The following is a 19,434-nucleotide window of genomic DNA, read 5'->3' as shown; positions in this document are numbered from 1 at the left end:
GTCATTAGTCATTAGTCATTAGTAAAGGACAAATGACTAATGACAAAGGACAAATGAGACAACTGACCAATGATAACTTTACACCTGAGATTGCTCTTCTTGTTCTATTTGGGCTTGAATTCGTGCTAGTTCTTCGGGAGTAAGCTTATCTAACCGTTTTTGCAGAAAGTCTTGCTCATACTGTTCCCGTTGTTGGTGGTAGGTCATTTTTTGTCCCACCGCACGGAAAAAATAGGTGGCTAACCAGCCAACTAACCCACTGACTAGTAAAACTTGGCTCCATATACCAGCTTGCTGATTATCCAAACCGACTAGCTGCAATCCTATATAAGCCAAGCCGCCAGCAATAAAAACGCCCAAGCCAATTCCAATAGCGTCAATCCGTCGCATGAGAGTTATGACCTACCAATTTAGTTAAACTTCAATTTGTCGCCGTTGGGGTCGAAAATTTAGGAACGGCGATAGAACCAACAAACCCGGAAAGAAGAAAAACACCAAAAAGTACATAAAGGTACGCTCAATGGAGGTAGCTACATACCAACGCTGCTTCAGGTACAGCAAAATAGCAATTGGGATTACCAGAAGGTAAGCTCCAGCCAAAATCAGATACAGCAGGGCGACAATCATAAACTTTCAAGTCTTAAGCTTCTGTTTTCCATCATAGGCTGAAGAGCGAAACTGAGGAAAGTATAGTTCGCTTTTAAAGAAGAGGCAGGGGGCTTGAGTGAGAACTTGCAATAAGTCTTTCCCCTTACTTGCTGCTCCCTTGCATTTTGGTTAACATAACTACCCCAAAATTCTTTGTCTATGTCCAAATTAATTGACAAAAGGTAGTATTCTGCTAAGATAGTAAATCTGCCGCAAAAAAGGCTCTAGTCAGACAAGATAGAAAACTCATCCAGATTGATTACGAGGAAACAAGGAAAACTTGTAACTCTAGAAAGCGATCGCCCAATCTGGAAAAAATATTTTCAATCTAGTTGGACAAAAGACACAATTGATGGTGGAATAGATGAGGAGGTATTTGCTGCCTCTAAAGAATAACTAGTTATACTAGTTGCAAAACACCTGCGGGGGTGTGGCGGAATGGTAGACGCTACGGACTTAGATAACTGAGCCTTGAAGGAGAAATCCCTCAAGTGAAAGCTCTCAAACTCAGGGAAACCTAAATCTGGTGACAGACATGGCAATCCTGAGCCAAGCCCGGAAATTTTAGATTTGCGATTTTAGATTTACGATTAGTCTTCAATCCAAAATCCAAAATTGAGGGAAGGTGCAGAGACCCGACGGGAGCTACCCTAACGTTAAGCCGAGGGTAAAGGGAGAGTCCAATTCTTAAAACCTGACTTTGCTAAAGCCATCAGGTAGCAGTGAAAACTGCGGAAGAATGAAAATCCGTTGACCGTAAAAGGTCGTGTGGGTTCAAGTCCCTCCACCCCCATTTGACAGGCGAAAAGACTTCTATACAAGTTATCGAAAAAGTGGGTTTAAAACCCCGTCGTTCTACGACGGCTTTTCTTGATTCTGAATGTATTTTTTAAGGACTTCAAGTGGCGCTCCCCCGACAGAAGATACAAAGTAACTAGGACTCCATAGGGCTTGCTTCCCGTAGGGTTTGGCGAATCCAGCTTGACCATACCTGCGGCTAGACACACCTTTTAACGCATTAACAATTTGAGATATTGAAAGTTTTGGTGGGAACTCAATTACAGTGTGAATGTGGTCTGACTCTCCGTTAAATTCAAGTATTTGAAAATCCATTTTTTTAGCTACTTCTACAAATGATTTGTGGATTAGTTCAAGACTTTCGTTAGTAAAAATCTTTCTTCTGTACTTAGTGACGCAGACCAAGTGCATTTTTAAGTCTGAAACACTATGCCTTTCATGTCTTAAACCACTTGCCATCCTGACCTGACCCTTCGGGTTCGCAGTCGCTACAAGTCGGGGAACCCGCCCAACGCGCTGCTCACCAATGTAGAATATTTTAACAGACCAATCTTAGCATAAAACATGAAAGCTAGATATCAGTATAGATTTTACCCAACAGACCAACAGCAACAGAGTTTAGCTCGGTTGTTTGGTTGTGTTAGGGTTGTCTGGAATAGACAACAAAAGGATTCCAAACGCAGAAATAAAAATAGACTGCGGATAGCCAAACATCACAACCGAATTACAGATACCCGAAAAGATTTTCTGCACAAACTATCAACTAAAGTAGTTAGTGAGAACCAAACTATTGTTTTGGAAGATTTGAATGTGTCAGGGATGGTGAAAAACCGTAAGCTGGCAAGGGTGATTAGTCTGCAAGGTTGGCGAGAATTTCGGGTATTGTGTGAGGCTAAATCTGAAAAATTTAGTCGAGATTTCAGGGTAATTAACAGATGGGAACCCACTAGCCAAACCTGCTCTTGCTGTGGGTATCGCTGGGGTAAAATCGACCTTTCTATTCGCTCAATACTTTGCTTGAGTTGCAATACTGAGCAAGAAAGAGATGAAAACGCTTCCAGAAATATAGAAATGGTCGGCATGGGGCATCGGCACGACCTTAAACGGACGGGGAGTGACTGTAAGACTGTAACGGACTGCAAGTTACTGTGAACTGTCAAGTGTTTCCCCGACGTTCAACGTCGGTGAGTATGTCAAAGGAGTCTTTTTGCATAATGATAAATGAACACGGTAACGCCCATTGGTGTCAACTTAACCTAAAAATCATGTGCCGTGTAGTTTATTCAGAAGAAAATCGTTATAAAAGTAAGCAATTCCACTGGAGTATTTGATAAAGGATTAAACATAAATTGTTTAATCCTTTATCTATAGCCGGAGTTTATCAAATTTGTGTAAAAAGATTACTGAATCTCTGAAGAATAGATTGATACTGTTGTCTACCAAGGTTAAGCTGGTAATAATATGAACAGGAAACCTTTTGATCCTGGTAACTGGAATGACCGCTAATAGTTTATCAATTAGTCAGGAATATCCGCATTGTATTACGTCTAACTCTAGACAAGTAAATGTACAAATTGCACAAGAAGAGGTTTATAGCTTCTTCATAAGAGTTGTCAATACAATGTCACCAGATGAAGTTTTGTGCGAATTCAAAGCTTTTTTCATAGACGGTCTTGATTTAGAATATTCACATTCTGTACCTGAGATATACAAGATTTTTTAAATGACAAAGAACAGGATTTTCGTAATACACTTAAGCGGTGTATATATATAATAATTAATACTTGGAAAACTAATAGAAAAGATAAATACATCCAAAATTTAGTTAATTTATTTGATCTTAAAAATTTAAAAGTAAAAGCTCACTATTTGCCAGGATTAAATACCTGTAAAACCTGGCTAGATAACTTTATAGATAGCAAAGACTATCAAGAAATAAAACTATTTGCTGCTAAACATGACGAATTACATAAAGGTCATTGGGCTAATCGCTACACTTCCTATTTCTTAGTTGCTCAATCTGTTAACGAGAATAATCCAAGAGAGCAACAAGAGGCTGCCAAAAAGCTTTATAGACAGATAAAAGACAAATATAAGTTTGAACTGGCAATGTATATCGCTCGTTCTCAATCTGCCGTCTCAAGCACAGCACGCTACAAAAATCCTAGTGTCTTGGGAGATAATGTTCTGCGTTTAATAAAAGCTATTGTTTTAAAAAAGGGTGCGTTTAGCCATGAAAATATTGCCAATATATTTATCAAGCAAACTCAAGGGCAAACCCTTGAGCAATTTAAAACAAGTATAGAAAAGTATCTATTTTTTTCTGTAGACAATCAAGAATTAGTTAAGACTTTGCGGCAGCAGTTTGCTGAAATTTTATCTTTATGGAAGAAAGATTGTAATCAAGAAATTATCACTAAAGAATTGTTTTTAAGAGCTTGTAATCGAGTGATTGATTTTTTTACAACAGAAAACGGCAAAGAACCTTCATTATTATTTGTATCACTACTTACTCAAGGTCACTCTTTAACATTGGTAATTATACTCTTAAAGACTATTTTGATTTCTAGAAATTGCCGTAGGCATTTAGAAATAAAAATTGCTCATTTGATTCGTTATTACGAAAAATATCCTGAAGATGAGTGTAAGTGGGTAATCAATTTTATGGAAATTTTTAATATAACGTTTGCAATTTACGCAGAAAATGTAGAATACAACTTGATTAAGATGGAAGAAGACGAAAGCATTAATCCGCAATTAAATCTGGATGCTTATCGGGTGTTTTCACAGATGAAGGTGGATAGACAAAAATGAGTGTTGTCTGATTCATGATTTAGCAAGGCGTTCGTCTAAGCAAGCCAAAGCAGCACCCGCAGTTTCAGCTAGAATACTAATGAGGCGATATAGAGCGATCGCACTAAATACTAAGGCAGATGGAAAATGGTGTCGTAAAAGTTCATACGCAGTCGCTTCAAACACACCTAACCCACCAGGCGCACCCGGAATCACAAGTCCCAACAACCAAGCGCCGCTAAAAGCTCCTAATAATAAAGGAAGTTGATTCACATTCAACGAACCTAGAGCGAACATAGTTAATATAAACCCAGTGGCGCGTAGTATCATAAAGCCTAATTCTCCTAACAAAGGTCGTAGAGGATAGCTTTTAAGACTGAAGGGAACAGTTGACTCAGTGGTAGTAGCAGATTTTTTAGCTTTCAATTTGTACAAAAAGCGAATAACTGGGTTTAAAAACCAAGGATGAATCGCACAAAGAACTATAGCTAAACTCAGTAATTGTAGTATTTGCAGAACAAAAGTACTATTAACTGCTGCAAATTGGCTACTGCATAAAACAATGATAATTAAAGCAGCCGTTAGCATGAGTAGGGGTTCTAGCAAAACGCTTAAGGTGGCTACACCAGTAGAAACATTGGCATTTTTGGCGGCTACAATTCGCCCGTAGTAATGCCAGATATTACCTGGTAAATACTTAGCTATGTTCGTTTTTAAATAAACCTGGATGAACTCAGGAGGCGATACAGGTTGATTTAATTCTTGCAAAATCCAAGTCCAAATCCAGCCTGCCCAAGTATGTGCTAGTAAAGTAACGCCTGTAGCGATCGCTATAATTGCCCATCCTACCCCATCAATGCGGATAGCAGTTACTCCAATCCAATTATCCTTCAAAGCTTTCGCTAAAAAAAACAGCGTTCCGCCCAAAATTATCCAACGTAAAAATTGCTTCATGAATTTAGTAATTTAACGGTTAGAGCAACAAGGGGCCAATGGCTCAATTATTACAGTACATTAACGGCCTATTAAACCAATTCGCAATGGGCTTTGCCCCGCTACGCTAACGCAATTCGTAATTCGCAATTACGTTTTGTAACGGGGATTTAGACTGCGACACAAAACGCGCTGCTTGATGAAGCAGGGGACTGAAACCTTCAAAGCTTTTGAAGTATCAAACAGGTTGATGTAGTTCTTTTTACGAAACTCACATTACTTTATTTTATATCTCTCTAGAGTTAGATAAAAATATTATTTTTGTAGTAGTTAAAATGTAGCCTGCGCTAGAGGTAAAGCGCATTTTATTATTCATATCCTTAAAAGAGGTTGTCGAATGAGCAAACCAAGACAAGCACAATAACTTGCTGACCACTCCAAAGATTCAGCAAACTCTTAACTTATTAATATTTTGGTAAGGAGGACTACGTGAACGCTGTGAGACTATTCTTGAAAAAAATAAGATTGCGCCAGATAGTAACTATCTTTTTAGCTGGACTATTGTTGATAGTTAGCACTGCTTGTAGTGGGGCAAATGCTCAAGGTGCAAATCCACAAAATCCTGCTGTACAAGCTGGTGGAGCAAACAATCCTTATAAAAATGGTGGAGACAACTATACCAACAACAGATTGTCTACCGATCCGAAAATAGCAAACCCAAAAGCCAATAAGGGACGCGACCAAGCTAGCTTACAACCAAGTTCGGAATTGTTGATTGCTACAACAGATAGAGAATCAAAGATACTTTATCCTGGTGCTGAGACACCAGCAGGTCGAATCGAGAAAGAAGCAGAACTACCAATTATCACAGATAAAGATTTCCGAGAAGCTGAACCAGGTGGTTTGATTCAGGATGAACCAAAGGTAGGAAATCGGATTCAAGATCGGATTGAGACTGTAAAAGAGAATGTTGAAGAAGCTTCCAGCTTTTTGAAAGATAAGGGGGATGAAGCTGCTGCTAGACCTGAATTACAAAGAAATCCAGCAGTAGGCAGATAAAACTCTTATTTTTTCTGAATGCCTTGGATGTAAAATTAAATCCAAATGCCTTCTTGGTTGAAGTTTAAGTTAGTCACAAAAATGCAAGGTGTAGAAGTATGAAGAAAGCAATGAATTGGCTCAAAAGCATTCGTCCCTTGAAAGTTTTAACTGTTTTGTTTGCAGGAATATTCTTATTTCTGACACAAGCTTGTGGTGATCCAGGAGTAGCAACACAACCACCACAGCCTGATAATCAACCAGGTTATACCAAACGATATGATCCCACAAAAGATTATCCTCTCTCTTCTCCTGAGGGTGGGATAAATAACTTTAGTGATGTAGATCCCAGAGCGAAATCAGATGAAAAGGCAGCGAGTGACAAAGCTGATGCGTTTGCAAGAAATGCTGAAAAGAGGATTGATGAGAAAGGGGTTGAAAGTCCAGGGGAATATATCCGCAATTTCAAGGAAGGTACACCCTTGGGTGAAAGAGTGAAGAACCTGGGTGAAGATGTCGGCAGTTCAGCTGAAGAAGTTCGCAAAGGTGTTGTTAAGGGAACTCAGCGAGGAATTGAAAATCTTAAGGGAAATACCCAGAATGCAGCTGAAGATGCAGGCAATGCAGTGAAGAAAGCAGTTGATTAAAATTAGTTCTTGAACGCACCCCAACTAATTGCTTGCAATATAGTTGGGGATTCTTTCGCTAGGAAACCCTAAGATTTCTCAGCGTATCCAGAGTTACTGGCGTTCTCAGTGTGTCGTTGGAACTTTTGCCTACGAACACTCTAGAAAAGTGCTTATCTCCTACAATTAACGAGTACCAGTATCTAGCACCAATATTGTAAGAAGCAGAGAGATCAGCGTTGTACTGCTTATCATTTTTAAATACAGCCAAAGAGTAATTAACAAACTTCGGCGGGTTGAAGTCCCCGGCTTCTAACAAGCCGCAAGTTTTGTGGCGGGGTCTAAATCCCCGTTACAAAACGTAATTGCGAATTGCGAATTGCGAATTGCGAATTGTTTTAATCTTACTCCTTCTAACCTTACCACTTCCATCAAAAGCGTAAGCACTGGTGTATTTAGGGTTAATAAAAATTATTTTACCTCCCAATTCATTCCATCTTTGTTGTGTCAACTCAACTATTTTACAGTGACACCAAAGATGGAATTTTTGCTTTTGCAGAGAACCCTTTCTACCTGCCTTAGCTTTCCATCCAGATAAATTCTCAAACACAATTACTTTAACATTGTGAGTTTTCGCAAACTCCACAATGTCTCTCATAACCTTACGAGATATTTCTAAATTGATGTTGGCTGACTTGCGGTAAAGTCCTTTGCAAAAACCAGTAGGTAGTTTTCGTTTTGTTAGATTAGCTGTTTGTGATGATTTCTTCCTAATCATCATTCTACGTTGATTTCTGCGGTCTATGTCTCTGGCAGGGTTAATGAACTTCCTTGCCTTTACAGTACCGTTTTTACCAACAATTGAGACTGTAGCAGCATTGTTAATGCCCATATCAACACTGCATACAAAATCAGAGTCTTCTGTATCAACCTTCTTAATTTGAACGGGCATAGAAAGTTGACTTTTGTTTTTGCTAACAACTAGAGCAGGTGATTGTATCTGATTACCATCAATTAGATGACGAGATCAACCATGCCTTTTGACTTGAATATTGTTAAGCCATACCCAATCAGTTCCACTCCACACTTTCATATCAACAGTTTGATAATTTAAACCATACTTTACCTGCTGACCTTTATATAAAGCAGGATAAGTTTTGCACGTTGCAGTTAGTCCAATACGGTTCGGTTAAAGGGCAAAGGGAAAAGGTATTGGTTTTCAATACATCCTTTACCCTTTACCCCTTACCCTTTCCCCAGACCACAAGGAAAGTGAAAAATGCTTATCCGAACCGTATTGATATACCTCTACTGTTAAAACCATTTGGCGTTTTTGCTCTTTATCCGCTACTAACTCCCAAACATCGGTTCTAACTTCCTGTATGGGTTTCTTTTTAGTTCTTGCTTTACTCATTGGCTTTGTCTCGACCTTGACAAAGATATACTACCAAGCTCCTGTTTAATTGTCAATATAGTTATTGAATTAGTTATGGATAATGATATCAAGCTAAAAACCCGTTCTAACAGTGCTTTTAGACTCATCTATCATTTAGTTCTGGTAACTAAATTCCGTCGCAAATCTTTAACGGCGGAAATACTCACCAGGATGAAATCAATCATCAATGAATTACTGTTTAAATGGGAATGTGAGTTAATTGAGTTTGGTGGAGAAGCAGATCATCTGCATCTGTTGATTGAGACTCATCCCAGTGTTGACTTATCTAAATTAGTAAATAATATAAAAACTGTAACTTCTCGGAAGTTACGCTCTGAATTTTCTCAACATCTAAAAAAGTTTTATTGGGCAGAAAAACCTCAGTTTTGGTCTGGTTCTTATGCGTTAATTAGTGTTGGCGCACAAGCACCACTGGATAAACTTATAGAATATGTGCACAACCAAGAGAAACCAGAATGAATCGTTGCGGGAGCATTTTATACTGGTTTCCCTAACCCTACCTATAACGAAGTTTAGGTAGGGACTGCGCTCAACATTTTTGTTCAATTTCCTGCAAAAATATGAAAGCGGCCACAGAGCTTTAATCTGGGGTTATCTAAAACAAAGCCTGCATAAGCAGGCTTTGTTTTATGTCGGCTTGATTGCTTATTAAACCGGAAGAACCCCACCCTGCCAAAGCTATGCTTTGTCTCCCCTCTCCACATGCGAGGAAAAGATTAAGAGGAGCTAGTACGAATTACGCGGACATGATATTATTACGCAGTTTACGATCGCACCCTTGAACTAACAGGCTTTGTCAAACTGAAGCCCCTGCATTCTTCAACGTTATCGTCTGATACTGTCTGTACCTATCACCTTCTGTGATCTTTCAACGATTTGATAAAGTTTCTCTTCAAATTTTTGCATACATGCCGACCAATCAAAGTCAAGTATGGAGGGGCGAGCGTTCCGAGTCATATCTGCTTTCAATTCGGGATTTTCTAAAATCGCAATCACCTTTTGGGCAAAATCTGTGGGATTGTTGGGTTGGGCAAGAAAGCCGTTACGTCCAGGAGATACCTGTTCTGAAGTTGAGGGTGCAATAACTGCAACCAGAGGGGTTCCAGAGGCTAGCGCTTCATTATTTGTAGTGCAGAAGTTTTCCGTAATGGAAGGATTGACAAAGACATCGGCTCTGGCAAACCAACCTAAAAGTTCTGTACCATGAGACTCGCCCCATACAGTAATACCCGATCTAAACTTTTGGGCACGCTGACGAATTTCTTCATCTAGCGGGCCACTACCAACAATCACCAGATGAACATCAGGGATTTTGGCAGTGATGAGCGGAAATATATCAAGTAGTTGGTTGACATTCTTTTCTGGGGTGATGCGTCCGACAAACAAGAGAGTTGGTCGGTTGTCGTTAGGAATTGGGTTATAACAAATATTTCGCGGGTGAAATTTTTCGCAATCGATGCCTTGATAAGGGACGTATTCGGCACGTTGGCATTTTAGTTCTTCGTATTTAGTGAGTTGTTCTTTAGAAGAAAAGTAATTGTAGTCATAAGACTCACTAAATTGCTTGACTAAAGCGGGAATGATAGGACGAACAAAGTTAAAGAATTTATCCCCAAAGTAATATTTGATATATGCAACAATATCTGTATGGAAGAGTGATATTGTTGGTGTACCTGTACGTCTTGCGTATTCTGTACCAATCGGGCGACCATAACCTTGCAAGAAAAATGAGTATAAACCTCTCATTTGTGCAGCTTCTTCAACTATGATAATATCCGGCTGAAATTTCTCCAGCAACTTGGTATCGCTCCAATGCCGATAGTTCAACGGTTGAGGTAGAGACTTGTAAAATAACAGTGGTTGTGTGGGGAATGCGTAAGTAGAGAAGTTGGGGAAAGACTGAATTTCATTTAAACCAGGCATGGGGCGATCGCCAACATTCTTGGGATAGCGATCGTTGATTTGCGGATGGATTAAAAAAACCTCATGTCCCTGCTCTAGCAACCAACGAACCCGTTGGTGGACTGCGACGGAAACTCCAGTTAAGAAAGGAGCATACAATCCTGTAAACAGTGCAATCCGAAGTGGTTTCTTAGTCATAAAAAAAGGAATATTTCACGAAAATGCTGGTTTTGAATTTAGAATTTACGCAGAAAATGCTTCATGAACATCCTGATTGTTTGGCTTAGAAATTCCCACTAATACAGTTAGACTAAGGATTTACAATTTTTCAAATAGCCGAAGTTTTAGATTGTGAGGAGGATGTTTATAAACTTGGATTAGAAACTATCAAAATCTCCAAAATAATAAGCCAAAATTCCCCTTAATATATTTGTCTAAACCCTTGCCATTAAACAAATATATTTTGGTAATTGACAAGCCAAAAGGTGTATTTTGACAAGGTTTATAGCTAATCTAGTTCTACTAAATATAAGATAATACAACTTGAAGACTAGGGAATGTTTAGTGTAATAACTTTCATGCCCTAGTTCATATTTAGCGATTTAATTCAAAGAGAAACCTTGCTATCAATAGGCTGATCTAACCATTGATAAGGGCGATATTCGATTAGTCGGACATTCCAAGGCCCTTGAACCCGATAGGAAACACCGCGCCAAGTAACTGTTGAAACCCAGAGGGATGATAGCATCGCTAACCCATAAACCCACTGTGTCAACGGAATCGCAATTAACATTTTGATGATTGTAGCAGCTGATAATTTTGCGATCGCCTGGTCATTAGAGCGAACCACTCGCTGTATCTCTAATTCCAACACGAGCATTATCAAGAGTAACCCTATAGTATAAACACCATAGCAGCCTAAGAAGAGAGTCGCAGCTTCCCATTTTGCCTCTAACAACGACTCAAGAACTAAAATGATCAGTGCAGTAGGAAACAAAATGCTAGAAACAGCTTCACTAATTAAAGCTAACCAACGTGGGTGATACAGTCGAGAATAAAGTAGGAGGCGCTTGAGGTAGTCTATTAAGTTGAATAAATTAGTCTCTTCACGATTTACAATCAGCAGCGAAGGCACAAACTTTACCTTCAACCCCTGTTTTTTCAGGATATCGTGCATCATAAAATCTTCGCCTAAAGCTTGTCCCCACTTATCAAGCAGTTCTGTTTGGCGAAGCACTTCTGTTTTCACAGCCAAAGTCCCACCCCAAGGAATTTGGAAGAGAAACATTTGCACAACTGTGGCTACATTGCCGGCGTAGCGCACCAAAGATCCCCAATACTTACCTGTAGGTACATACCAACGATAACCTGTTGTTGCCCCTACTTTGGCATCGTTTAAAGGACTGACTAATTCTCGCAGCCAATTCACATGGACTATAGTATCAGCATCTACTAAAGCAACCACTTTGTAGGAATCATCCAACTCACGCACAGCTTGGATTAAAGAACTGCATTTAAGACTACAATTATTGCGTACTATTCTCAAAGGGCTGATTTGAACGTTGGTCGCTTCTTGCTCTGTGATAGTTTCACTGGCAATTTTCCAAGCGGGGTCTTCGTGACTATCAACAATCAATTTTAAATCATATTGTGGATAGTTTTGGTTTAGGAGCGATCGCAAACATCTAGGCAAAAACGGATCGGCTCCGCGTAGGCAAAGAATCACTGCTGTTTTGGGTAACTGCTCATCTGGTAATAATTTTTTTTTAGATGAGCGCAGATACCATATAAAGACAAGCGTTAAACATACCTGAATAATCAACCAACCCGTCAAAGACTTAGATAGAAATATCGCCAAATCTTCCATTAAATTTTTAGTCTCCGACAGAATAAGGGATTGGGGATTGGGCATGGGGAATTGGGCATTGGGCATTGGGCATTGGGCATGGGGAATTGGTCAATAATTAATAGTTATTCTTCCCCTGCTCCCTACTCCCCACTCCCCACTCCCCACTCCTTTACGAATCCAGCGAATATTTCATGATGATGTTGACTGTTGTATTTTTGTTTACAACAAAGCTGGCATCACGAAACTTTGGTGCACCTGTTTGTATAGACACAGTTGGATTTTTGGAAATCCCAAAACCTTCTTTGGGAATACCGAAAAAGTCTTTATTGAGTTTGCGATCGCCATTTTGATCGTCAACTACGGCAACAGCATAAGTTCCAGGCTTCAGACCGGAAAATTGTTTTTTTACAGAATTGCCAGTAATCTTAGCGCAGCCACTTTGAGATCCGCTAGAATTACTCATTGGGAATCCTTGTTCACTTGCGTAAACTCTGAAGCAAATCTCACCTTTTTGGTGATGTATTCCATTTACCACGACATTTAGTGTTGCAGTTTGCTCTGCATTCACTGTTTTAGCAAAGCTGAAGCTCACTAAAGTAGCAAGCAAAACATAACAAACTTGAGATAGTTTCAACATAGTTTTGTAGTGAATAATAGGTGATTCGTTGGTTGAAAAAAAGCCGTTTTTACCAGCTTATTTTTATGAAGTGATTCGTTTAAAGTCTGACTGGCTGTTTTTTAATTGATGCTGCTTGCCAACCTTGCCAAAGTTTTAGCACCAGCATTAGCAAATCTTTCAGCAAAAGATATTCTGTTCCTTTTAACTGCTGATGTAAACTTCTATAACAACACAGCTGCTCATAAAAACTCAAGCGACTACGCCATATAGAGAGTAGATACTCCCAGAATATTCTCCAATGTGGCAATAAAATTTGTCCTTTTTTTGCTGAATCAAACCACACTGCATAGGCATAAAAATCAGGCAGCAAATTCAATGATTGTTTTTTTATGTTGTTAGTAAACAACAAATAATTAGGGAAATACATACTCATTGATTGTTGCGGATGGCTTCTGGCAAAAAATAGGTATTCAGGAATTTCATAAAATCTACCGAGCATACCAAGTCTTAACAAGAAAATTCCATCCGCATTACCATAACCACCCATAGGCGGTGTCATTCTCAGGGCGCTGGCGCGAATTACACCGTAACATTGATAACATAAATGCTTCGTCAGCAATTCGTGAAAACGCTCGTGTGGTTTTAGTGCATCTGCCTTGAGTTTTATATCATAGTTTTGAAGAAAACTCCCCTTTTCATCAATGAAATATGTCTGAGAATGACACAAGATTATAGTAGGATCTTGGTCAAGCACATTAACACACTTCTTGATAAAATCTGGAGCATGTAGATCATCATAGGCTGCCCACTTAAAGTACTTACCGGAAGACAATTTAAAAACTTGATTGAAGTTACGGGCGCAACCGATATTATTGTCATTGCGGTAGTAACAAATACGTTGGTCTTGCTCGGCATAAGCTCTACAGATTTCTTCAGTTTTATCTGTAGATGCATTATCTGAAATAATTAGCTCAAAATCTTCAAAGGTCTGAGCCAAGAGTGAATCTATAGCTTCTTTGATAAATTTTTCACCATTATATACAGGTAAACCGATGCTCAATCGTGGCTGATTGCTACTCATAGAAAACAACTATTCTAAAAACCTGTGGATTATTTGATGCCTAATTACAGATAATTGTTAGGCAGATGCAACGTAATAATCCAAAAGTAAAAATTAAAAGTTTAGTAGTAGCATGACATACTTAAAATGTTAGGTTTAAACCCTAAAGCCACCTACTATTCTAATTATCCCTACTCCCAAAAGACTATTTCATCAAGCTTTGAATATCTGTTTTTTGCAGCCATTCATGTGTTCGCTGCATTCCTGATTCTAGGTCAATTGTTGGTTTATAATTTAACAGGCTTTCTGCTTTGGCAATTGAACAAGCATAGGGACGAGTCATAAAATCTATAGACTCTGGTAAAATATCAACTTTTTTCCGGAAAAGTTTTTGTCCTTGAACGCGTAGCTTTAGAAACAACTTGATTTCATCTTTCGGTAATGAAAGCGGTGCTGATAAACCTTCGATTGCTGCTAAACGCATAAAGTACTCTTTCCAGGAAGTTTCTTGTCCGTCGGTGATATTAAATATTTCACCAAAGGTTTCTTTTTCTATGGAAAGAAAAATACCATCAATCAAGTTATCTATATATACATGATTGATTACTCCTTTACCATCATTGGCATAGGCAAATAATTTTTGACGCATCATCAGAATTGGTCTAACTATCCAGGGAATACTTCCTGGACCGAAAACATCTCCGGCTCGAATAATGATAACGCCAAAATCTGGAGAATTATTGAGTTCTAATAGTGCTTGTTCAGCCTCTATTTTCGTTTGACAGTATGGATTATTTTCGCCAGAGAGTGGCCCGGATTCTGTAATACCATTAGGATAGTTGAAACCGTAAACCATCACACTGGATAGATGCACAAATGTTTTGACACCAGCTTGTTTAGCGGCTTTAGCTATGTTGACAGTACCGCCAACATTAACATCACGAAAATGGTTAATTGCGCCAGCTTCTTCGGCAATTTGCTCTGTATGTAAAACGATATCTACTCCCTGGCAAGCTTTTTGAGCAATAGCAGAATCGGTAATACTACCAATAATTACTTCAATACCTAAATTCTGTAATTGTTTGTTCTGTTCTGTAGAACTTTGCAGTCCACGAACATTCATTCCTTGCGCTATAGCTAACTCTGCTGTACGCAAACCGACAAGTTGATCAATCCCAGTGATTAGCAGGGTTTTGTTTTTGAGATTCATAAATTTGAACTTATGGTTAAATAGGTGAATTTGAGTTGTTAGATAAAAGATTTCAAAGTTATACCGAATTTTAATTTTGATAATAACTTTTAATCTAAAATCTAAAATGGGTATAAAGAGCAATTTTTTTGTGTAGACTCTGCACCAATGCTTAGTTATGAGCCTATATCAAGGCAAAATAATTTGATTATTTTGCTGTGATAAATAGTTAGAAAATATCTCCTGGATCTGCGGAGCGGAGTTTATTGATAGCAAGCGCTCCTGATGCTATACACATCAAAATAGTTGAAGTTAAGACAAGTAGTGCATTATTAATGGTCATCAATATTGGTAATTTAGTTGCTTCTGCTGCAAAACTATATATCAATATGGAAGTAAGAAATCCTGGAATGTAACCTAATATTGCCAAAATTAAAGCTTGCTGAAACACCACATTTAATAAATATTTATTGGCATAACCTATAGCTTTTAAAGTAGCGTAAGCAACGAACTGTGTAGCAATATTGCTGTAAAGAATTTGATAAACAATAACTACACCAACAACCGCAGCCATTGTCAACATCAAGTTAAGAATAAAACCAATGGGTGTTCTGACAGCCCAATATTTTTTCTCAAAATCAATAAAGCCTTGGCGTGTAAAAACTTGGACATCATTAGGCAAAGTTGCTTGCAGATTTTTCAATACTGCTTCTGCATCAGTACCAGGTTTGAGGGAAATCAAACCGATATCTATCATATCTGCCGGACGAGTATTAGGATTTATCCTCAAGAAAGTTGAGTCACTGACAAGTAAATTACCGTCTACCCCAAAGGAAGGCCCTAAGCTGAATAAGCCACCAATTCTGACTCTATAGCCAATTAATGAATTGAACGGAAATATTTCAATTGTCTGTGCAGTATCTCCCGCATCAAATTTTTTAGCTATTGGGCCAAACTCTGGGCGAGAACTCCGGTCAAAAAGCACGACATCGGGAATTTTCAGTTTATCTAAATTTTTCTCAATTTCTGGGATGTTCATCACAGGTCTACCTGGATCGAAACCAATAACGTATATTGAATATTTCTCACCAGTTGCCGGATTTTTTAGTTTTGCAAATTGCAAATACATGGGGCTAACTGACTCTACGCCATCAAAAGCCAGAGATTGGTACAAACGAGTCCGCGAAAAACTTTGATTTGAGGTCAAAGATTTATATTGAGAACTAACTAAAAATAAATCTCCTTTGAGATTCTGATGCACTGCGGTTGCACTTGAATAGAGGGCATCTTGAAAACCAAGTTGCACAAACATTAGCAGCACAATAAAACCAATCCCAGCTACAGCTACTAGTAAACGAATTTTTTGCTGGGCTAGCTGTAGCCATCCTAAAGGAATTTTGAAATTCATGGATTTATTTGTCATTTGTCATTTGTCAGAGACGCGATTAATCGCGTCTGTACAATGGTCATTTGTCATTTGTGAATGACCAATGCCCTATGCTCCATGCCCCATGCCCAATGACTAAATATGAATGGCGACATCCACTTGTAAATTGGTTAAACGAGCAACCTTTTCACTATCTGCGGGACTATCGATGGAGATTTTCACTTCAATTATTCTGCGGTCTGTATCTGAGCCAGGATTTAGGCTGAAGATGTTTTGCTTGTCAACTTGCCAACCAATCTCTTTTACAGTTCCTTTTATTGTTCCAGTAAATGCAGTGCTGGTAATTGTAGCTTTTTGTCCTACACGCACTTTTTGAACATCGGTTTGATACACCTCTGCAATCACATACATTTGAGATGTCTTACCTATCTCAGCAAATCCTCTGCTGGTGCTGATTACTTCTCCAGTTTTGGCATGAATTTTCAAAATTTTGCCATTTATGGGAGATTTGATATAACTTAAATCCAAGTCGGCTTTTGCTTGTTGAACAGAAGTTGTTGCACTGTTGACTTCGGTTTGTGCTACTTGAACATCTACACTACGCACTTCACTAATACTGGTGAGTTGCGCTTGTGCTTGCTTGCGTTGTTCTTGGTATGTGTCTTGAGTTCGCTTGAGAGTGGCTTGGGCTTCTGCTAACTGCTGTTGTGTAGTCTTTAGTTGCAAAGCTTTGCTATCTGCTACAGAAGCCGCGATCGCACCTTGTCTATATAATTGCTGATAGCGATTATTCTCGGCTTGAGCATTGTCTACTTCTGCCTGGATACGGTCGATTGTCGCCTGTTGTGTAGCAACGTCTCCTTTATATTGTGGCTCTAAACGGGCGATCGCGGCCTTTTGAGCTTCGATATCTCCGGTTTTTGCTCCAGATTTCACCTGCGCTAGTTTAGCTTTGGCAACTTGCAGTTGGTCTAAAGCCTGTTGCAATGCGGTTCTAGAACGACCATAATTTTCTAGATACGCCAGTACTTGCCCTGTTTTAACCGTATCGCCTTCTTTTACCAACAGTCTGTCTACTCGCACCCCGTTATTGGAAGCGGGAGCAGTCAAAGAAGTAACTTCGCCTTCTGGTTCTAAACGTCCCAAGGCTGTCACAGCAAGTTTTGCAGGAGCGACTGCTTTTGGAGGATTTGCTTGCGGTGTCACAACTTTAGATTTAGACCAAAACGGTATCAAACTATAAAAAGCTATTAATCCGGCCGCCAAGGTGAGAGAAGCTGCTAAAATTACTTGCGATCGCCCTACGGGTTTTGTGAATAATCGGCTTTCTTTATTTACTGCCATCTTTTCATTCCAATTCTGTTTTCTAGGGGATAGCCTGGTTATATTTAATCGCTTAGATATAGACTCATCCGCAAATTACCAAGAGGGCTTTTCCTCTAAGGTTTCTACCTTAATAAAGTGGATGGGTCTAAATTGGTTTTATATGAATTGTTGTACGCTTTTGCCGCCCAAACTCACTATTGTGGCGTGAAAATTAATGGTGGTGTTACTTCAAAGCTTCCTAAGTTATATCCTAATTTGACATCTAATCCCGTAGCGTAAAATACAATAGGGCTAACCAGAAAACTTAACTTTCAAGAACAATGAAGCGCTAATAAAAATGCTCTCAAAGTTCGGATAAACTTGTTATTAACAATTGCACAAAAATTTAATTTTGTCAACTAATTAGCTTTGCATAAGTCCTGATTCTCTCACTAAAATATTTCATTACAGTCAGATTAGAGACTGAAGAAATTTACTCATTACTAATCGCTCGTTTGCTAATTGAATACCAAAAGATAGTTCGTTATTAAGCAGATTTGATATTACTAACAGATTATTATCAGCAAGGTTGTGTAGTATTAGACATTCTTATCAGCTTTGTTCATAGTAATTAAAGGCGTGAAGCAATACATTTGGTGCTTTATACCAATTCTGTATGAATATGCACCTATAGTGCAATAACGAACCGCCAAGTACGCCAAGAAATAAGAAATTAAGAGATTTGGCGCAGCTCCCCAAAGAATGTTTATCAAGTAACATACTAAAAATTAACATTTGCTTTATAAATAACCGCTTTGCGTCTTAACTTGACTTATATTGAAAAATAACCCGAAACTTTGGCTCAATTATGATGTTTCTCTGAAAAAACATACTTATGGTTATTCAATTTATCTATGTATTCATAGAATTGTTATTTACTAGACAACAGATTTGCATTGTTAAGTTAATTCAGTACAAATTTTTGGCTAACCCGTAGATAACAAAATATCTCACACATTTATATCGTCATAAATTATACTTGGATGCAGAATTTTATTCAAAATTGATATAAGTAATATTGCAAGCTTATTTATAAAATAACTTTAAAGGAATGATTTAGTTTATGTAAAGTGTGTTATTGTTTTTATTAATTCAATGCTTAAAAGCAGTTAAGCAAACTAGTTATTTAATTAGAATTTAAAAATTAAAAATAACTAAAATTAACTGTTTATCCATCACATTATGATCGTTTAATTACTTCTAAACTTGCATAAACTCGGATAAAAGGTGGTGTCTTTTCTGTAACGAACTTGTCAACTTTCCTGGGTCAAATCCCATAAAATATATTATCCTGGACGTTGAAACTGGCTATGACATTGATCGAGATACAGAACGTTGTCATTAATAACAGCTATGTTGCTGTGGTTAGGCTAGAGAATCAAAAAGTTTCGGGTGAGAAAAGCGTTTCTGTTCCTTTAGCTACTCGTCAGCTGTCATCGTTCCAGTGGGATAGCATTGCTCAAAATCTCTACTATTACAAATGCATTGAATTCACTGGTCAAGCAGGTATTACACTCCAAGACTATTTTACCAGTTTTAACAACGTCATCGACCTATTGCCACAACATAAAGAGTCTAACGTTGGATAAGATTTTTTCGCGATGTCTACGACGGGCTACGCCTACGCAGTGTGCCAAAGTCGCCTGGAAACATAAGGCTTTATCCCGGCAGTATGTATCGTGTGGTGTCGATTTCAAGACAAGCATTTAGCAAAAATAAGATAGCTAACTGCTTACAAAACGAGAGTTTTTCATTAATTAGTAGGCAACAG

General features: G+C 38.5%; 20 protein-coding genes. 7 read left to right on the top strand and 13 right to left on the bottom strand.

The window, feature by feature from the left end; translation table 11 throughout:
• Nucleotides 1-78 precede the first annotated feature (78 nt).
• On the bottom strand, nucleotides 79-390 hold the full coding sequence (locus tag CDC33_RS29075) for a DUF3007 family protein (protein ID WP_109011872.1): 312 nt from the start codon (nucleotides 388-390) through the stop codon (nucleotides 79-81).
• A 24-nt stretch (nucleotides 391-414) separates the two neighbouring features.
• Nucleotides 415-627 carry an NAD(P)H-quinone oxidoreductase subunit L gene (gene ndhL / locus CDC33_RS29070; protein ID WP_100900242.1) on the bottom strand — a complete coding sequence of 71 codons (213 nt, stop codon included), beginning with the start codon at nucleotides 625-627 and terminating at the stop codon, nucleotides 415-417.
• 276 nt (nucleotides 628-903) lie between these two features.
• Between ndhL and CDC33_RS39225 the strand changes: the two genes are divergently transcribed.
• Entirely contained in the window at nucleotides 904-1,044 is a 141-nt protein-coding gene (locus tag CDC33_RS39225) for a hypothetical protein (protein WP_181374167.1), read from the top strand.
• A 459-nt stretch (nucleotides 1,045-1,503) separates the two neighbouring features.
• On the opposite strand, the gene tnpA (CDC33_RS29060) is transcribed toward CDC33_RS39225, so the two are convergent.
• Nucleotides 1,504-1,905 carry an IS200/IS605 family transposase gene (gene tnpA / locus CDC33_RS29060; RefSeq protein WP_109011870.1) on the bottom strand — a complete coding sequence of 134 codons (402 nt, stop codon included), beginning with the start codon at nucleotides 1,903-1,905 and terminating at the stop codon, nucleotides 1,504-1,506.
• A 105-nt stretch (nucleotides 1,906-2,010) separates the two neighbouring features.
• Between tnpA (CDC33_RS29060) and CDC33_RS29055 the strand changes: the two genes are divergently transcribed.
• Nucleotides 2,011-2,598: an RNA-guided endonuclease TnpB family protein gene (locus tag CDC33_RS29055; protein ID WP_109008102.1), complete on the top strand. Its 588-nt coding sequence runs from the start codon at nucleotides 2,011-2,013 to the stop codon at nucleotides 2,596-2,598.
• Between the two features lie 555 nt (nucleotides 2,599-3,153).
• A complete protein-coding gene (locus CDC33_RS29050; RefSeq protein ID WP_501193675.1) occupies nucleotides 3,154-4,260 on the top strand; it encodes a Sll1247 family protein in 1,107 nt (368 codons plus the stop codon).
• A gap of 12 nt (nucleotides 4,261-4,272) precedes the next feature.
• On the opposite strand, the gene CDC33_RS29045 is transcribed toward CDC33_RS29050, so the two are convergent.
• On the bottom strand, nucleotides 4,273-5,193 hold the full coding sequence (locus CDC33_RS29045; RefSeq protein ID WP_109011869.1) for a lysylphosphatidylglycerol synthase domain-containing protein: 921 nt from the start codon (nucleotides 5,191-5,193) through the stop codon (nucleotides 4,273-4,275).
• A 468-nt stretch (nucleotides 5,194-5,661) separates the two neighbouring features.
• Here CDC33_RS29045 and CDC33_RS29040 point away from each other — a divergent pair, with 468 nt between their 5' ends.
• On the top strand, nucleotides 5,662-6,231 hold the full coding sequence (locus CDC33_RS29040; protein WP_109011868.1) for a DUF6658 family protein: 570 nt from the start codon (nucleotides 5,662-5,664) through the stop codon (nucleotides 6,229-6,231).
• A gap of 110 nt (nucleotides 6,232-6,341) precedes the next feature.
• On the top strand, nucleotides 6,342-6,857 hold the full coding sequence (locus CDC33_RS29035; protein WP_369694369.1) for a hypothetical protein: 516 nt from the start codon (nucleotides 6,342-6,344) through the stop codon (nucleotides 6,855-6,857).
• Between the two features lie 331 nt (nucleotides 6,858-7,188).
• Here the strand turns inward: CDC33_RS29035 and CDC33_RS39935 are convergent, their stop codons facing one another.
• Both CDC33_RS39935 and CDC33_RS29020 read right to left on the bottom strand, forming a co-directional pair.
• Entirely contained in the window at nucleotides 7,189-7,788 is a 600-nt protein-coding gene (locus CDC33_RS39935) for an IS200/IS605 family accessory protein TnpB-related protein (RefSeq protein ID WP_244919338.1), read from the bottom strand.
• Nucleotides 7,789-8,067: 279 nt separating this feature from the next.
• Complete coding sequence (locus tag CDC33_RS29020; protein WP_109009857.1) at nucleotides 8,068-8,250, bottom strand: hypothetical protein; 183 nt, start codon at nucleotides 8,248-8,250, stop codon at nucleotides 8,068-8,070.
• 75 nt (nucleotides 8,251-8,325) lie between these two features.
• Between CDC33_RS29020 and tnpA (CDC33_RS29015) the strand changes: the two genes are divergently transcribed.
• Nucleotides 8,326-8,751, top strand: coding sequence for an IS200/IS605 family transposase (tnpA, locus tag CDC33_RS29015; RefSeq protein ID WP_109011110.1), 426 nt, complete (start codon nucleotides 8,326-8,328; stop codon nucleotides 8,749-8,751).
• Nucleotides 8,752-9,117: 366 nt separating this feature from the next.
• Here the strand turns inward: tnpA (CDC33_RS29015) and CDC33_RS29010 are convergent, their stop codons facing one another.
• From CDC33_RS29010 to CDC33_RS28980, 7 genes are all read right to left on the bottom strand, one after another.
• Nucleotides 9,118-10,392: a glycosyltransferase gene (locus CDC33_RS29010; protein ID WP_109011866.1), complete on the bottom strand. Its 1,275-nt coding sequence runs from the start codon at nucleotides 10,390-10,392 to the stop codon at nucleotides 9,118-9,120.
• A 409-nt stretch (nucleotides 10,393-10,801) separates the two neighbouring features.
• Nucleotides 10,802-12,061, bottom strand: coding sequence for a glycosyltransferase family 2 protein (locus CDC33_RS29005; protein ID WP_109011865.1), 1,260 nt, complete (start codon nucleotides 12,059-12,061; stop codon nucleotides 10,802-10,804).
• A gap of 151 nt (nucleotides 12,062-12,212) precedes the next feature.
• The gene (locus tag CDC33_RS29000) at nucleotides 12,213-12,680 is read right to left on the bottom strand and encodes a DUF2141 domain-containing protein (RefSeq protein ID WP_109011864.1); all 468 of its coding nucleotides are present in this window, start codon (nucleotides 12,678-12,680) and stop codon (nucleotides 12,213-12,215) included.
• Between the two features lie 79 nt (nucleotides 12,681-12,759).
• Entirely contained in the window at nucleotides 12,760-13,743 is a 984-nt protein-coding gene (locus tag CDC33_RS28995; protein ID WP_109011863.1) for a glycosyltransferase family 2 protein, read from the bottom strand.
• Between the two features lie 184 nt (nucleotides 13,744-13,927).
• Complete coding sequence (locus CDC33_RS28990) at nucleotides 13,928-14,932, bottom strand: NAD-dependent epimerase/dehydratase family protein (protein ID WP_109012749.1); 1,005 nt, start codon at nucleotides 14,930-14,932, stop codon at nucleotides 13,928-13,930.
• Nucleotides 14,933-15,140: 208 nt separating this feature from the next.
• Complete coding sequence (gene devC, locus CDC33_RS28985; RefSeq protein ID WP_109011862.1) at nucleotides 15,141-16,319, bottom strand: ABC transporter permease DevC; 1,179 nt, start codon at nucleotides 16,317-16,319, stop codon at nucleotides 15,141-15,143.
• 114 nt (nucleotides 16,320-16,433) lie between these two features.
• Nucleotides 16,434-17,642 (bottom strand): ABC exporter membrane fusion protein, encoded by a 1,209-nt coding sequence (locus tag CDC33_RS28980; protein ID WP_109011861.1) that lies wholly within the window; start codon nucleotides 17,640-17,642, stop codon nucleotides 16,434-16,436.
• 1,331 nt (nucleotides 17,643-18,973) lie between these two features.
• Here CDC33_RS28980 and CDC33_RS28975 point away from each other — a divergent pair.
• Nucleotides 18,974-19,252 (top strand): hypothetical protein, encoded by a 279-nt coding sequence (locus CDC33_RS28975; protein WP_109011860.1) that lies wholly within the window; start codon nucleotides 18,974-18,976, stop codon nucleotides 19,250-19,252.
• The last annotated feature ends 182 nt before the right edge of the window (nucleotides 19,253-19,434 follow it).

It is taken from the genome of Nostoc commune NIES-4072 (genome assembly GCF_003113895.1).
Taxonomy (GTDB): domain Bacteria; phylum Cyanobacteriota; class Cyanobacteriia; order Cyanobacteriales; family Nostocaceae; genus Nostoc; species Nostoc commune.
This window is presented reverse-complemented; position numbering and strand designations above follow the sequence as displayed.

Coding starts and splice junctions, on each gene's coding strand:
- CDC33_RS29075 (WP_109011872.1), bottom strand. CDS start 390: ATGCGACGGATTGACGCTATTGGAATTGGCTTGGGCGTTTTTATTGCT.
- ndhL (WP_100900242.1), bottom strand. CDS start 627: ATGATTGTCGCCCTGCTGTATCTGATTTTGGCTGGAGCTTACCTTCTG.
- tnpA (WP_109011870.1), bottom strand. CDS start 1,905: ATGGCAAGTGGTTTAAGACATGAAAGGCATAGTGTTTCAGACTTAAAA.
- CDC33_RS29055 (WP_109008102.1), top strand. CDS start 2,011: ATGAAAGCTAGATATCAGTATAGATTTTACCCAACAGACCAACAGCAA.
- CDC33_RS29045 (WP_109011869.1), bottom strand. CDS start 5,193: ATGAAGCAATTTTTACGTTGGATAATTTTGGGCGGAACGCTGTTTTTT.
- CDC33_RS29035 (WP_369694369.1), top strand. CDS start 6,342: ATGAATTGGCTCAAAAGCATTCGTCCCTTGAAAGTTTTAACTGTTTTG.
- CDC33_RS39935 (WP_244919338.1), bottom strand. CDS start 7,788: ATGCCCGTTCAAATTAAGAAGGTTGATACAGAAGACTCTGATTTTGTA.
- CDC33_RS29020 (WP_109009857.1), bottom strand. CDS start 8,250: ATGAGTAAAGCAAGAACTAAAAAGAAACCCATACAGGAAGTTAGAACC.
- tnpA (WP_109011110.1), top strand. CDS start 8,326: ATGGATAATGATATCAAGCTAAAAACCCGTTCTAACAGTGCTTTTAGA.
- CDC33_RS29010 (WP_109011866.1), bottom strand. CDS start 10,392: ATGACTAAGAAACCACTTCGGATTGCACTGTTTACAGGATTGTATGCT.
- CDC33_RS29005 (WP_109011865.1), bottom strand. CDS start 12,061: ATGGAAGATTTGGCGATATTTCTATCTAAGTCTTTGACGGGTTGGTTG.
- CDC33_RS29000 (WP_109011864.1), bottom strand. CDS start 12,680: ATGTTGAAACTATCTCAAGTTTGTTATGTTTTGCTTGCTACTTTAGTG.
- CDC33_RS28995 (WP_109011863.1), bottom strand. CDS start 13,743: ATGAGTAGCAATCAGCCACGATTGAGCATCGGTTTACCTGTATATAAT.
- CDC33_RS28990 (WP_109012749.1), bottom strand. CDS start 14,932: ATGAATCTCAAAAACAAAACCCTGCTAATCACTGGGATTGATCAACTT.
- devC (WP_109011862.1), bottom strand. CDS start 16,319: ATGAATTTCAAAATTCCTTTAGGATGGCTACAGCTAGCCCAGCAAAAA.
- CDC33_RS28980 (WP_109011861.1), bottom strand. CDS start 17,642: ATGGCAGTAAATAAAGAAAGCCGATTATTCACAAAACCCGTAGGGCGA.
- CDC33_RS28975 (WP_109011860.1), top strand. CDS start 18,974: ATGACATTGATCGAGATACAGAACGTTGTCATTAATAACAGCTATGTT.